At 37.3% G+C, this 15,474-nt stretch carries 14 protein-coding genes; 10 read left to right on the forward strand and 4 right to left on the reverse strand.

The features are described from left to right. Positions 1-217: 217 nt before the first annotated feature. From iolE to DS885_RS06135, 10 genes are all read left to right on the forward strand, one after another. Positions 218-1,111, forward strand: a complete 894-nt coding sequence (gene iolE / locus DS885_RS06090) for a myo-inosose-2 dehydratase (protein WP_113818529.1) — start codon at positions 218-220, stop codon at positions 1,109-1,111. Positions 1,112-1,182: 71 nt separating this feature from the next. Beyond that, on the forward strand, positions 1,183-2,361 hold the full coding sequence (locus DS885_RS06095; protein WP_113818531.1) for a Gfo/Idh/MocA family protein: 1,179 nt from the start codon (positions 1,183-1,185) through the stop codon (positions 2,359-2,361). A gap of 10 nt (positions 2,362-2,371) precedes the next feature. Then, positions 2,372-3,370, forward strand: coding sequence for a 5-dehydro-2-deoxygluconokinase (iolC, locus tag DS885_RS06100; protein WP_113818533.1), 999 nt, complete (start codon positions 2,372-2,374; stop codon positions 3,368-3,370). Positions 3,371-3,428: 58 nt separating this feature from the next. Beyond that, positions 3,429-4,268 (forward strand): 5-deoxy-glucuronate isomerase, encoded by an 840-nt coding sequence (locus DS885_RS06105; protein WP_113818536.1) that lies wholly within the window; start codon positions 3,429-3,431, stop codon positions 4,266-4,268. Between the two features lie 12 nt (positions 4,269-4,280). Beyond that, positions 4,281-5,108, forward strand: coding sequence for a class II fructose-bisphosphate aldolase (locus DS885_RS06110; protein WP_113818538.1), 828 nt, complete (start codon positions 4,281-4,283; stop codon positions 5,106-5,108). A 75-nt stretch (positions 5,109-5,183) separates the two neighbouring features. Then, positions 5,184-6,005 (forward strand): MurR/RpiR family transcriptional regulator, encoded by an 822-nt coding sequence (locus DS885_RS06115; protein ID WP_113818540.1) that lies wholly within the window; start codon positions 5,184-5,186, stop codon positions 6,003-6,005. A gap of 425 nt (positions 6,006-6,430) precedes the next feature. Beyond that, positions 6,431-8,368: a 3D-(3,5/4)-trihydroxycyclohexane-1,2-dione acylhydrolase (decyclizing) gene (gene iolD, locus DS885_RS06120; RefSeq protein WP_113818542.1), complete on the forward strand. Its 1,938-nt coding sequence runs from the start codon at positions 6,431-6,433 to the stop codon at positions 8,366-8,368. A 364-nt stretch (positions 8,369-8,732) separates the two neighbouring features. After that, the gene (locus tag DS885_RS06125) at positions 8,733-9,098 is read left to right on the forward strand and encodes a response regulator (protein ID WP_113818543.1); all 366 of its coding nucleotides are present in this window, start codon (positions 8,733-8,735) and stop codon (positions 9,096-9,098) included. Beyond that, positions 9,095-9,724, forward strand: a complete 630-nt coding sequence (locus tag DS885_RS06130) for a hypothetical protein (RefSeq protein WP_113818545.1) — start codon at positions 9,095-9,097, stop codon at positions 9,722-9,724. Before DS885_RS06125 ends, DS885_RS06130 begins: the two co-directional genes overlap by 4 nt. Before the next feature lie 5 nt (positions 9,725-9,729). After that, a complete protein-coding gene (locus DS885_RS06135; RefSeq protein ID WP_113818547.1) occupies positions 9,730-10,671 on the forward strand; it encodes a sensor domain-containing diguanylate cyclase in 942 nt (313 codons plus the stop codon). A 79-nt stretch (positions 10,672-10,750) separates the two neighbouring features. Here DS885_RS06135 and DS885_RS06140 read toward each other — a convergent pair whose 3' ends face one another. The 4 genes from DS885_RS06140 to DS885_RS06155 form a co-directional block, all read right to left on the reverse strand. Continuing rightward, positions 10,751-12,067: a GGDEF domain-containing protein gene (locus DS885_RS06140; RefSeq protein WP_113818549.1), complete on the reverse strand. Its 1,317-nt coding sequence runs from the start codon at positions 12,065-12,067 to the stop codon at positions 10,751-10,753. Then, positions 12,067-13,083 carry an ABC transporter substrate-binding protein gene (locus tag DS885_RS06145; RefSeq protein WP_181817705.1) on the reverse strand — a complete coding sequence of 339 codons (1,017 nt, stop codon included), beginning with the start codon at positions 13,081-13,083 and terminating at the stop codon, positions 12,067-12,069. Before DS885_RS06145 ends, DS885_RS06140 begins: the two co-directional genes overlap by 1 nt. A 259-nt stretch (positions 13,084-13,342) precedes the next feature. Further along, complete coding sequence (locus DS885_RS06150; RefSeq protein WP_258546854.1) at positions 13,343-13,927, reverse strand: YqaA family protein; 585 nt, start codon at positions 13,925-13,927, stop codon at positions 13,343-13,345. A 164-nt stretch (positions 13,928-14,091) separates the two neighbouring features. Then, the gene (locus DS885_RS06155; RefSeq protein ID WP_113818553.1) at positions 14,092-15,060 is read right to left on the reverse strand and encodes an endonuclease/exonuclease/phosphatase family protein; all 969 of its coding nucleotides are present in this window, start codon (positions 15,058-15,060) and stop codon (positions 14,092-14,094) included. Positions 15,061-15,474: the final 414 nt, after the last annotated feature.

Raw genomic sequence — 15,474 nt, forward strand, 5'->3', positions numbered from 1 at the left:
CGTTCGCTTGGCAAATATAAGACTTAGATCATGAAACGTTAAATCAATAATTATTTTTCTAATTTTGTTGATGTAGCGCTAATTAAGGATGAAAAATTATTTTCATTTTGTTTTGTTTGGCGTATATTAAATTTCTCTAGCGGCAAATCAATACTCATTAAGATTTAATGCTTGTACTGTCATTTAATTTGTTATTACCAACCATTCGGAGATAGATATGAGTAAAGTTCAATATGGGATTAGCCCTTTAACATGGACCAATGATGATATGCCTGAGCTAGGTGGGGATATTCCGTTGGAGCAATGTTTGAATGAAATGGCTGAGGCTGGTTTTACAGGCACAGAATTAGGTACTAAGTATCCTAGAGAACCAGAAATCTTGGTACCTTTACTTAAAAATCATGGGTTGGTATTAGCATCAGGTTGGTTTAGTGGCAATTTAATGGTGTGCAGCGCGGAGCAAGAAATTGCCAATATGCAAAAGCATATTAAGTTGTTAAAAGCTGCGGGTTGTAAAGCAATGGTATACGGCGAAGTTAGTAACTCTGTGCATGGCGACATACAGGTTGCTTTATCAAAACGTGTCATTTTATCTGCTGATGAATGGCAAGAGTACGGTAGGAAAATCACTATTGTGGCTGATCATCTATTACATGAGCATGGTATCAAACTGTCATTTCACCATCATGTTGGCACCATTTGCGAAACAGAGGCAGATGTTGACAAGTTAATGGAAGTCACTGGGCCTTCTGTCTTTTTAACATTAGATACAGGGCATATTACCTATGGAGGTGGTAATCCTGTCAATGTGATCCGTCGTTGGGGTGATCGTATTGGTCATATGCATTTTAAAGATCTCCGTTTAGGGGTGATGGAAGCAGCACGCACTGCTGATAAATCATTTTTAAGCGCAGTGTTAGATGGTGTCTTTACTGTTCCTGGCACAGGTGATGTGAATTACGATGATGTATTTAGTGCATTAAAAGCACGAGATTATGAAGGCTGGTTATTAGTGGAAGCGGAACAAGATCCGGCTAAAGCCGACCCTCTGACATTTGCTAAAACGGCTTATCAAAATATTTCTGGTTACGCAGAAAAATTTGGTTTGTAACGGTTTGTTATAGGAAGTGAGTTTGGTCTGTTTCCTATTGTTTCTTTTAGTTAATTAATGGTGAGTACGCGATGTTTAATGAAGAGAGTCATTTGAAACAGCCTATTCGTTGGGCAATGGTTGGCGGAGGGAGAGGTAGTCAAATTGGATATTCACATCGTAATGCTGCATTACGTGATGGCTTATTTACATTGGTTGCTGGTGCATTTGATTTAGATGCACAAAGAGGACGTGATTTTGCTATTAATTTGGGCATTGATGAAAGTCGTTCTTACGCTACTTATAAGGAGATGTTTACTCAAGAAAAGAAACGTGAGGACGGAATTCAGGCCGTGTCGATTGCAACACCAAACTGTACTCATTTCGAGATTTGTAAAGCGGCCTTGGAGGCTGAATTACATGTCATTTGTGAAAAGCCATTAACTTTTACTGTACAAGAAGCACGTGAATTAAAAGCATTAGCCGATGATAAAAATAAGTTAATTGCCGTGATGTATGGTTACTCAGGCTTTCCTATGATCCATCAGGCCCGTGAAATGGTCCGCCGTGGTGACTTGGGAGATATTCGAGTGGTTAATGCACAGTTTGCTCATGGCTTTCATAATGAAGAATATGAAAAAAATGATCCTAGTTTGAAGTGGCGTGTTACACCGGAAGCATCTGGGCCTACTTATGTTATTGGTGATATTGGTACACATGCTTATTTTCTTTGTGAAATGATCACTGAGTTAGAAGTGGAAAGCCTATGTTGTATGCGTCAAAGCTTTATTGAGTCACGCGCGCCATTAGAAGATAACGCACATATTATGTTGAAGTTTAAAGGGGGAGCTGTAGGCACTTTATGGGCATCTGCAATTAATGCAGGTTCCATGCATCAACAGAAAATTCGCATTATTGGCGCTAAAGCGTCTATTGAATGGTGGGACGAATTTCCAAATCAATTACGTTATGAGGTACAGGGTGAACCGCTTCGAATTTTAGAGCGTGGCATGGGGTATTTGTATCAAGATGACGCTGGAGTGTCATGTAACCGAGTTGGTAGTGGCCATGCGGAAGGGTATTTTGAATCTTGGGCTAATTTATATGCACGTTTTGCTTCTGCCTTTAATGCGATGGATCAAGGTAATCAAAAGGCATTTGCTGATATGTGGTTCCCTGGTGTAGAAGCTGGTATTGAAGGGACCCGGTTATGTGAAAAATGCGTTGAGTCTGCCGATAATGGTGCTCAATGGGTTAATTACAAAAATTAAGGGATAAATAATGGCACAAATCACTTTTAAACAAGATAGAGAGTTAGACGCAATTGTATTAGGGCGTGCTGGTGTTGATCTGTATGCACGAGAAGCGAATACTGATATTGCTGACATCTCTGGGTTTGATAAATATGTTGGCGGTTCAGCAGCCAATATCGCTGTTGCAATTAATCGCTTGGGAGCGAGTGTCGGGTTTATTGGGTGTGTTGCCGACGATGCGTTCGGGCGTTATGTACAAAGTTATATGGAGCAACAAGGTATCAATCTTGATGGCATGATGGTTGATGCTAGTGGATCGCGCACTTCTGTTGCGTTTACTGAAATGAAACCCTCAGATTGTGACGTATTGATTTACCGAAATAATGCGTCTGATTTAACCTTAAAAACTGAACAAATAAAATCCAGTTATATTCAAAAAAGTAAAACGTTAATTGTTACTGGTACCGCCCTGTCGGCAAGCCCGAGCCGAGAAGCTACTTTATTAGCAATGCAGTATGCGCGTCGTGTTGGGACATTGGTGGTATTAGATGTCGATTATCGTCCTAAGACGTGGCGTACTGATGTTGATGCGTCTATTTATTACGGTATAGCAGCGAATCTGTCAGATATTGTGATTGGCAATCGCGAAGAATTTGACATGATGGAAACCGTGCTGGCGCCGGGAAATAAAAGTGATGATGAGACAGCTGAACGTTTTCTGACTGGGCATACACAGATTGTGATCATTAAAGCGGGTGAATTAGGTTCTCGTGTTTACTGTCAAAATGGTCATCAATTTGAACAAGGTATTTATAAAGTAAGCGCTAAAAAACCATTTGGATCAGGGGACTCTTTTGCAGGGGCTCTAATTTGGACATTAAGTCACGGAGGTTCGTTAGAACAGGGCGTGAGTAATGGTTCAGCTGCAGCGGCGATCAATGTGAGTGGTACTAGTTGTACTGAAGCGATGCCAACTAAAGAAGAACTTGAACTCTTTATTGCTAAATTTGAACAGGCCGAACGTTAATACTCAATGTAACTTATGACTCTTTTAATGACTCAATTTAACTAATTAGGATATGACTATGGGAAAGCACATCGCACCTTTTGACAATAAAAACCAACCTATTATTGATGTAAATGATGAAACGACACCGTTATGTTTTTTTAATCCCGTGAAGTTAAAAAAAGGAGAGACTTTTTCCCACCAAATAGCAGGGTATGAAAGTGTCATTGTATTAGGTGGCGGCACTTGTTCTATCACTGTTGGTGGAGAAACCTTTGCCAATATCGGGAAGCGAGCGACTATTTGGGATGGTGACCCTGAATCTGTTTATGTACCTGTTGGTATGTTAGCTGACATTACTTGTGAAACTGATGAGGCTAATTTGATGATTGCAGGTGGCCTTTATGATGAAGTATTAACGCCATTTGCGATCACCACTGTTGATAAAATTCAGTATGGATCTGATGATACAAAAACACACCGTAAAATTAAGCATGTATTAGGGCAAGCTAATGCTGATAAGCGCGGGCGTTTATTGGTCAGTGAATTATTCACTGTGGGGGCTGGTGGCTGGTCAGGATTCCCTGCACATAAACATGACTGTGATCGAGGTGCATTAGAAACTAATTATGAGGAGGTGTATCAATTTCAATTCAACCCTGGACAAGGCTTTGGCGCACAATTCCTTTATGAACATGAAGATGACTGTGGACCTGTTTATCATGTTAAATCTGGTAGTGTGATTGCCATTGATAAAGGGTATCACCCAAGCGTAGCGGCCCCTGGCTATGAGATGTATTACTTTACTGTGATCGTTGGTAAAACATCCAAATCACTTGTTCAACATTTCGACCCCCATCATGAATACCAAGTGCATACGATCCCTGGGATCAAGGACATGATTAATAAATTTAAATAAAAGGAATCTATTATGCTGGTGAATTTAAATGATGTATTACCACAGGCTGCAGAGAGTGATTATGCGGTGCCTTGTTTTAATGTTTTTGGCTATGAAGATGCAAGGGCTGTGGTTGATGCGGCCGAAACAGTTCAAAAACCTGTTATTTTGGCTTGTAATAAAGACGTGATTGATTTTTACGGACCTGTTGTTGCAGCGACTATGTTTATTGAGCTAGCTAAAAATAGCTCTCAGAAAGTCGTGCTGCATTTAGATCATACTTATGAAGAACATATTGTTTATCAAGCCATTAAAGCTGGTTTTAGTTCGGTCATGTTTGATGGCTCTCAATTGCCATTAGCTGATAATATTGCAAGAACAAAAAAGGTGGTAGAAGTTGCACACGCCTGTGGTGTCAGTGTGGAAGGGGAAATAGGATCTGTGCCTTATCAAGAGGGCAGAGATCATATTAAAACCATTGATACGAGCCCGCTTGAAGCACAGCAATATGCAGATCAAAGTAACTTGGACTGTATTGCATTATCGGTAGGTAACGTGCACCGATTAACTGAACCGACAAGCATTATTGACTTTAAATTACTTGGGGAAATAGAAACGTTGGTCACTAAACCTTTGGTTATTCATGGCACGAGTGGCATCAGGGACGAGGATATTATTAAATTAAAGAAAACAAGGGTCTCAAAGTTCAATATAGGGACTTGTTTGCGACAGGCCTTAGGTCATAATTTACGTGACTATATGAATGCAGAAAAAGGTAAATTTGATCGCCTCTATTTTATGCAAAAGGCGATGCCTCATGTCCGAAAAGAAGCCATTAGGTGCTTTGAATTATTGTCCTAATTGCTTAAATTCTATATTCTTTGATGGTTTAACACCTAAGGCTCCACTTGGGTGTTTTTTTTAAGAGTAAACATAATGCCCAATGATATTGAAACCGCTACTTCATTAGATAAATTTAAAGACATACTCGCAGAGCGTTATGACACGTTAAGCAATCGACTTAAACAAGTTGCTGATTTTATTAGTGAAGAACCGATGGTTGTCGCTTTTGAAACCATGTCAGTTATTTCTGTTAAAGCGGGGGTCCCCATTTCAACATTAAGCCGCTTTGCTAATACTTTTGGTTTTGATGGTTTTAGTAAAATGCAGGTTTTGTTTAGTGACCAATACTTCCATAAGCCTCGTGATTATAAAGAACGAATTAAAAGAGCAAAAAGCGAGGGTGTATCTCAAATTGAATCTATTCAAGATATATTTGAGAATTTAGGTGAGTCAAACATCAAAGCAATGGAAGACCTGCTGATTGGTATCCCATCCTCTAAATTAGAAGATGCGGTGACCTTGCTTTCATCTGCGAATACTATTTATGTGCAAGGAGTAAGAAGAGCCTATCCAGTTGCAAGCTATCTTTGGTATATGTTGCTTAAAGGGGACTCTAATACTGTATTGGTGGATGGTGCTGGTGGAATGAGGTCGCCGATGTTGAAGCAAATAAAGTCAGAAGATGTATTACTTATCACTACATTTAAACCCCATGCTCAAGAATCAATAGCCGCGATAGAGCGCGCTCGAGAAGTGGGGGCAAAAATTGTGGCGATCACTGATAGCCAAATGAGCGAACATGGAAGACAGGCTGATATTTGTTTTGAAATTATTGAGAATGATGTGATGGAGTTTCGTTCTTTAACCAGTGCGATGTTCATCGCTCAAACCCTAGCTGTTGGTTTAATGCTGTAGCATTATCTGTAAAAAAGACTAAATGATTTGGTTAACGGTGAAATTGTTTTTATCGTTCAACCTTTTTCCCTTTTGCCACTTCTCTTTTTACTTACCGTCTTTTCTTTTTTATTTTTGAAAAACTTTTTTCGTTTGTATTGTTTGTTTGTTTTTTAAATGAAAATTCTCTCTCTCGATCTGGTTACTTGATGGTTTGCATGTAATTAATTGAAAATAATGTGTTTATTTTAATTTTTAGTTGGTGTTACATATTTTTTCTTTATATTGTTTCATGACATGTTTAACACTTTTTTACAAATTAACTACTATTAAACCATCTTCAACAATATGATGAACACCTATTTGAAATTTATTTTCTATTTTTTGTTTGCCTATTTCCGTTTATGTTATCTATAGGCGGTTTATCATGATTTTGGAGTGAATATATGAATACCTTTCGATTAACTACAGGACAAGCATTAGTCAAATTCTTAAATCAACAATATGTTGAAGTAGATGGGCGAGAGGAAAAGTTTGTACACGGCGTATTTACTATTTTTGGTCATGGAAATGTACTAGGATTGGGGCAGGCTTTAGAACAAGATCCTGGCCAATTAATTGTGCATCAAGGTTGTAATGAGCAAGGTATGGCACAAATTGCAGTGGGGTTTGCGAAACAACAAAAAAGAAAGAAAATCTATGCTGTTAGTGCTTCCGTTGGTCCGGGGTGTGCGAATATGATAACTGCTGCTGCGACTGCAACGGCAAATAGAATCCCTGTTTTGTTATTGCCAAGTGATGTTTATGCTTCACGCCAGCCTGATCCGGTTATTCAACAAATAGAACAATTTCATGATTATTCTATTTCAACCAATGACGCTTTTCGTCCTGTCTCTAAATATTTTGACCGTGTGATGCGACCCGAGCAGTTGATGGTTGCTATGATTAATGCCATGCGTGTATTAACAGATCCGGCAGAAACAGGTGCCGTTACAGTTTCATTACCACAAGATGTACAAGGTGAAGCTTACGATTTTCCTGAGCACTTTTTCCAAAAACGTGTACATCGTATTGAGCGTCGCCCGGCTTCAGAAGCGATGATCGCCGATGCAGTTACTGCAATTAAAGGTAAGAAAAAACCTTTATTAATTTGTGGTGGTGGGGTGCGTTATTCTGAGGCTCACGATGCATTTAAAGCATTTGCTGAAAAATTTAATATTCCATTTGGTGAAACACAAGCAGGTAAAAGTGCTGTGCCTTTTGACCATGAGTTAAATTGTGGCGGGATTGGTGCAACAGGTACTTTTTCTGCGAATATTTTGGCTAAAGAAGCTGATGTTATCATTGGTGTTGGAACCCGTATGACTGACTTTACAACGGCTTCAAAATCACAATATCAACATGAAAATGTGACGTTTGTAAATATTAATGTCGCTAGTTTTGATGCTTATAAGTTAGATGGTATCCGAGTCATTGCTGATGCTAAAGTTGCTTTAACAGCGTTGTCTGACGCATTGGAAATGGAAGGTTATCGATCTGCTTATACAACTGAAATTAGTAGTGCCCGTGAACAATGGGCGAGGGAGTTAGTTCGCCTTGATAATGTTAAATATAATGATGAATCATTCTCCCCTGAGGTTGATGGACACTTGAGTAATACTGTTCTCGATGAGTACGCCGAAGTATTACAATCTACATTATTACAAACTCGTGTATTAGGCATACTCAATAAGCAGTTAAGTGATGATGCTATTGTGGTTGGTGCAGCAGGCTCGCTGCCTGCGGATTTACAACGTGTATGGCGACCTAAACAAAAAGATACGTATCATATGGAATTTGGTTATTCTTGTATGGGCTATGAGGTGGCTGCCGCAATCGGTACTAAGATCGCATGCCCTGAACAACCTGTTTATGCCTTATTAGGCGATGGGTCATATATGATGCTGCACTCAGAATTGCAAACTGCTATCCAAGAAGGCATTAAAATTAATATTATTCTATTAGATAATATGAGTTTTGGTTGTATTAATAATTTACAAATGGAAAATGGTATGGGTAGTTTTGGGACTGAAAATCGTTTTAGAGATCCCAAAACAGGCAAGTTGACAGGGCGCTCTGTCCCTGTTGATTTCGCTAAAAATGCAGAAAGTTATGGCTGTGTGACTTATACCGTTCGTAATGAGCAAGAGTTAATTGCCGCGCTTGATGATGCCAACAAACAAACGGTATCAACGTTAATTGATGTTAAAGTGTTACCTAAAACGATGACCCATGGTTATGAGTCTTGGTGGCGTTGTGGTATTGCGGCAGTAGCTACCAACCCTAATATCGAAGCATCTGCCGTGAACATGCATACTATGGCGAGCAGTGTACGTCAGTATTAATGGTACATCGCTGGACCAATGATGCTTAACAATGTTAAAGAATAAGGCTCATTTACTATGAGTCTTTTTACATTTAACATGATCTGATTTATTTAACCCTCCAGTTTTCCACAACCTTTTTACTTATCTTGCCTACGATTAAGTATTCATGGAAGAATATGTCTTATTTGATTGTTAATGGCAATGTTTGGCTCATGTTATTTTTGAACTTGCCGATAGAGATGTACTACCTTTAAAAAACAGTCTGATTAAGAAATATTTTAGTATGTGAATTAATCAACTGTTAGGTCAATTTAAAATCATAAAACAAGTGAATTTAGATTAACTCTGCTATGGTTAAGTATTTAAGTACTAAGGAAATATAATGACAGTTTCCGTTTTAATTTGCGACGATTCTAACATTGCTAGAAAACAGTTAAAAAAAGCGCTTCCTGAACAATGGAAAGAAAGTGCCCTATTAGTCAATAATGGAGAAGAAGCACTTGAAGCATTGCAAATGGGTAATTTTGACCTACTTTTTTTAGATTTAACAATGCCAGTTATGGATGGTTTTCAAGTATTAGCTGCAATTAAAGAGCAAGGGATACAAGTAAAAACGATTGTGGTCTCCGCTGACTTACAAATTGAAGCTAGAAACAAGGTCGCCGCTGATGGTGCGATTGATTTTATTAGAAAACCCGTATCTGCAAGTGCATTGTTAGACGTATTAAATACACATGGATTATTATGAGTGAGAGCCTAGACTTCAACGAAGATCAACGCGACTATTTACAAGAGATTTGTAATATTGGAATGGGGCAAGCTGGTGAGTCACTGTCAATGCTATTTGAACAGTATGTTACCTTGTCCGTACCGGCGATTGAAATTATTAATGCACATGAGTTAACGCCTGTGCTGCGTCGTTTAATTCCTGCGGAAACGATCTCTGTTGTTAGCCAAGGCTTTTATACTCATATTACTAACCCTAAATTTTGTGGTGAGTCACTCACTGTTTTTAGTGACACTAGTTTTGATAACCTTGCTCAGCTTCTTGAGTTTGATGAAGAGATGACGCCCGAGTTTGAACAAGAGATCTTATTGGAAATATCCAATATTATTAATGGGGCTTGCTTGAGTGGGATTGCAGAACAGCTTTCTGAACGCTTCTTTAACACACCACCTTCTATTATTGGTCAATCTATTGCGGTAGATAACTTATTGGGTAATCACAAGATCAAGTGGGCTCATGCATTATCGATAAAAATCGAATACAAGGTTGAGAAGTATTCATTTCAGTGTGACCTATTGCTATTGCTTCCTGATAATTCCATTAAATATCTGCAAAGCATTTTAAACAAATTATTAGATGAGTTTTAAAGATCATGACAACCCAGTTTGCCTATACTCATAATATTATTGATTGCCTTGATACTGGTGTCTTTGTGGTGGATAAGCACTTTACAGTGCAGTTATGGAACAAATTCATGGAAGTTCATAGTAATTTCACTGAAAGTAAAATTATTGGTAAAAACTTTTTTGAATGTTTCTCTGAGTTACCTAAAAAATGGTTTGAGAGGAAAATACATAGCGTCTTTATGCTTAATCATGAATCGTATACGTCATGGGAGCAGCGCCCTTATTTATTGCAGTTTTCACATGGCAGGTCTGTGACGGGGCAATTAGATTTTATGTACCAAAACTGCAATTTTGCACCTATTTGTGATCAGAATAATGAAGTTCAGTATGTGTGCGTTACTATTAAGGATATGACGGATATTGCTATTTCTACAATGCAATTGAAGGAAGCATGTGCTGAATTAGAGCGGGTGAGTAGTATTGATGGACTAACTCATCTTTATAACCGTTCACACTGGGAAAAAGCATTTACCAATGAAGTAGAGAGAATTGAACGATATGGTGGTGAAGTCTCTTTAATTATTTTTGATATGGACTACTTTAAAAAAATTAATGATCAAAATGGGCATTTGTTTGGAGACCAAGTTTTAAGAGAGGTGGCTCAACGTTGTAAAGAGGTACTGCGTTCTGCTGATGTAATAGGGCGCTATGGTGGAGAAGAGTTTGTGATTTTTTTACCGGAAACGAATGTCCAAGAAGCGGCTTTAGTAGCTGAAAAGTTAAGAAAAAAAATAGCTGAATTCCCTGTTTCTTATGAAGGCGTGACATTACCTGTTTCAATTAGTGCTGGTTTTACTGCAAGTAATACAGACAACCATGATTTTGAGAAGTTATTACATCAAGCTGATATTGCTTTATATCAAGCAAAGCAAGCAGGTAGAAATCAATGTATTGGTTATACTGATTAACTAATCTACTTTTCTTGTTGGGATGCCTTATCTCTTGGCTGTAAATATCGACAAGGAAATAAAGCCTACTTGATAGCCTTTAAATTTTGTGAGTACTAATCACATAGTCTAGACCTTGGGTTTTAGCTTCATACATGGCTTTATCTGCAAAAGATAATAAGCCTTCTGCATTGCAATCTATCTCTTTAGTCAGAAATGCAATCCCAATACTGACACCTAATGATAAACAATGCCCATTATAATAAATGGGTTTTTCCACGGCATATTTTATCTTTTCAGCCACTCTAACTAAAGAGTCTTGGCTAGCATAATCTTCAATAATAAATGTAAATTCATCTCCCCCAATTCGATAAGCACTATCGCGCTGACGGAGTGAATTAAGAATGCGTTCACCAATGGTTTTTAATGCGTGATCACCTGCGGCATGACCAAAGTTATCATTGATGTATTTAAAGCGATCTAAATCGGCCATTAAAATAGAAAAATGGTGCCCACTTTGTTTGGCTTGTGCGAAGCGTTTGCTGAGTAGCTCCTCTAATTTAAGGCGATTATAAAACCCAGTTAATTGATCTGTTCTAGCCAGTGTATATAAGCGTTTATTCACTTTATTTAGCGATCGGGTTCTAGACTCAACACGGTCTTCTAATTCATTGGTTAAATTTTGTAACTTTAAGTGAGACTCTGCTAATGATTTTCGACTATTAGATAAACGGTTCATCATGGCATTAAAGGTGATTGCCACTGTGCTCAGCTCATCTTTTCTTTTTAATAAATCCCATTGCGTACCTTGTTGAGAGTCTAGCTCTATATTTCTAATATGGTTGATTAATGAGCTAATAGGCTTTCCTAAATTATTACGTAAAAAATGGATCATTAAGATAACAGCAATGGAAATAATGATAGTGGCATAGGTGAGCATTTTTAGTAAAAAGTGAGTCAGTTTCGATTCAAGCAGAGGCTCATCTATTTCAGCAATGATGTAATGCTGATTATGAACTAAAGGAGGTAATGGTTTTTTGATTAGATACTGGTCATCTTGATCCATGATGTTATCTGTTAATGATGACTTAAGTGGTTGACTCACAGGAGGAGTTGATTCATAGATAACCTGACCGCTGGCATCAACTAAAGCAACATAGGTAATACCTTCAGTTTGCTCGACTAACTTTTGGCATAATATATCGTAACCAAAAAATTCATTAGGTAATAAACCTAGCGCTAATAAGCGTTCAGTTTTATACAGTAACTCTTGTACTGCAACATCGCCACGTTGTGAAAATAGTGTTTTATTGGTGTTATACACTTCCAGCGTAAAAATAAATAAAATCACTGATGCAGTTAGCGTGAGGCTCACTGTAAATAGTAATGTGATTTTATTGCTGATTGATGTGGACATTACTTATTCCACTGGTACTGTTTTTTGGTCTTAGTATTAAGTAATAGTTCCACATCTATAGGTATTCCCAACGCTTTTGCACGTGCTAGGCTGACCATTGGTTCGCCTTTTTCACTTGAGCTAATAGGAATATCGATCGGAGATACCCCATCAACTAATATCTTTCTAGCCATTTCTCCCGCAATATATCCTTGTTGATAAGCTGATATAGCAACTGCCACTAATGTGCCTAAATCCACTCGTGACTCCCAAAATGCAAAATCAGGGAGTTGGCTATTTTCTGCTGTCCATTTTAAAATATCTGTAAAATCAATATCCTTATTGTCTTGGTCTTTCATATTAAATACACCTAATAATGCAATAGCATCGACCTCAGTTTGTAACGAACTGATGACTTTTTTGTATTCGCTGAAAGTGTTAATAAGGTGCCATTGTGTGACTTCAATATCTGGATTTTTTTCAAGTTTTTCTTTGATGCGGTTAACAACTCCAGTCCAGGTAGGATCAGAATCAATAACGACAGCAATGCGTTTTACATCTTTTTTGATAGAACGCAGTAAGTTGACTGTTGGTATAAAGTGTTCATATTCCATAACACCTGTGACATTGCTGGCATTAGAAAATTGGTAAAGGGAAGGCTCTTGGTTAACGGCACTAAATACAATAGGTAAATCCGTATTGACATAATCCTGAGCAAAGTATTTTTGTGCATTGTCATCGTTGCTATAAAGCAGGTCTGGGTGCCAATCAGTTATTATACTTTTTGCTATGGCGACTTTTTGTTGAATAAGCTCAAGTTCACTGGCGCGTTTTGTGTCTAACTCAACTATTTTATATTCTGCATTAGTTACTCCTAATGCATCTTTAAAGCCTTGCAATTGGTCTTTATTCCAATCCCATGACATGTGATAACTAGGTACATGTAAAATGCGTAATGGTTGATTATTGTCAGCAAATGCGGAAGTCATCAAACCGAAAAGAATTAAATAAAAAGTAAAAGCAAATCGAAAAAACATATCCATGTCCCTTATTAAACGATTATCAACGCGAGCAATTTATCTGTTGTATTTCCATATGGGTAATATTAATAAGTATAATTTCGAACAGTAAAAGGGGAATGGCAAATTTTATTAACATTACACTGAAGTAAATAATACAGATTTATAAATTATTGTTAACTTAAATTATATTTAAATCATCTAACTAATTAAAAGTGAGTACTTGATCTTGTTTGTCGATTTAAACTGTCATTTTAGAAATGAAAGAGTCTGCCAACTACCCCCAAGTACTAATAGCCCAGATTAAAAGGATCAGTAATGTAATTAATATCATTGCTTTAGTTTTGTGTTTTTTAATTAGAGACTCTGCTTGATTACCTGCATAATAAACGATAACCGCTAATCCAAAGTAACGTATTGACCGAGCAATAGTTGCCGCGATTAAAAATAATATAAGCGAATATTTAGTGGCGCCAGCAGCGAGCATTGCTATTTGAAAGGGTACTGGAATGATGCCTAAGGTTATTACAAACCAAAATCCCTGCGCTTGCATTTTTTGTGTCACCATTTCAAACTGTTCTGGACTTGAAAAAGTATTAATCGCCCAGTCTCCAATCGCATCAAACAAATAATAACCTAATGTGTAACCAAATAGCGCTCCTACCAAACAACCTATTGTCGCCATTAACGCAATCACCCATAACTGCTTTCTTTTTGCTTGCATCAAAGGCACTAAAATAGCTTCTAATGGAATTGGCACAATTACTGACTCTAAAAATGACGCAATAGTAATGCCACTTAACATATGTTTTGAGTTAATAAAATTCTGTGTTCTTTGTTTTAAATTCAGCTTGGTAGGCATAAAAGTCTCTTTATTATTTAAATTTTTTGGTCTTGTATACTTAACTAGGAATCAATTTTCATGCCATTGTTTAACTTGTTGTTAAATAGCAGTAAAAATTGATTTTATAGGGAAAAACTATGTAATTATTACAGAGTAAATGTCAGTTTTATGCGCTCAGAATATTATTCTGTTGTGTACATAAGCTCACTTAACAGTGGGAAGTGGTCTGAACCAATTGATGGCATTCTCTCTATTTTAGTGAGTGTGAAGTGCTTACTATGGAAGATATGGTCTAATGGCCAGCGTAAGAATGGGTAATCAGCATGAAAGGTATTGAACATGCCTCTGCCTATCCTTGGGTCTTTTAATCCACTAATTTTTCTAAATGCTCTAGTAGTCGGAGACCAAGCCACGTCATTTAAATCGCCTGTCACTATGGTTGCTTCTGTTTGAGTAGCTATCTGCTTTGCTATTAACAGTAGTTCTCTGTCTCTTGGCGTAGAGGTTTCATTTTCTGTGGGGCTTGGGGGAGCTGGGTGTAGAAAATGACATTTTATTTTAACCTCTTCATTCAGTACTAAATAACAATGAATAGAAGGGATATCTTTTTCAATTAGCTCTAACACTTGGATCTCTTCCAAAGCGTATTTACTGTAAAGGTGCATCCCATAGAGGTTATCAAGAGGATGATTCACTCTATATGGGTAATCTTTGTGAATCGATGCTAGTTCTGATTCCCACCAAAGGTCTGTTTCAAGTGTCACTAACACATCCGGCTGATGCTGATTAACGAGGTCGATTAGCTTTGTTACTTGTCTGTTTGGCATCAAGACATTACTCGTCATTATTTTTATCGTTGGCCTAACTTGGTTTTTATTGCTTTTGGGGACTTGTTTTCGACTTAGTGGTGTATAAGGAAAGATCCACATTAATTGGTAGCTAGATAGCAATGCATTGATGATAAACAATGTGGTAAACATAATTGGCGAAGTTATGTAGGCACTGGCAATAGTTAGTAAAAGAGTAATTACAGCTATTTGTACTCTAGGAAACTCCCAAACTCTTGATATCCAGTGATTTGAAGGTGATAAAGGTGCAAAAGTAATGAATAACATGACACAGGTTAGTATCAATACGGATATTTCAAGCATTTGTCATTCCTAATGATGGTGTTAATTGTTTATTTAACCACACTGGCAAAATAGAGTCTTCCGAAGAGCCTTCCCTTTATAGTTAATCATTATAAAAAATACAAGTTATTCATTTTATTAGCATTTCCAAATCAACATTTTTTATAAAAAAATGCTTTTTATTTATTGGGTGTGAATTGATTACAGGACGGGATTGACTGCTGATTTGTTGTTTGATGTACTAATTTTAATAGTGATTTATTCAATTCTATTTTATTTCTCTAAGAATAAATTCAATGATCTTAATCAAGTTTAAATCTTATATTTTTCTATTAATTGAGCTCATTTTCTCTTTTTAGGCTAATGATCACACCTTATTTTGTAAACAAATATATACTTTAGGGGTAGATTGATCTTGTGTTGTTTGATATATAT

It is taken from the genome of Psychromonas sp. B3M02, from assembly GCF_003318165.1.
GTDB lineage: Bacteria > Pseudomonadota > Gammaproteobacteria > Enterobacterales > Psychromonadaceae > Psychromonas.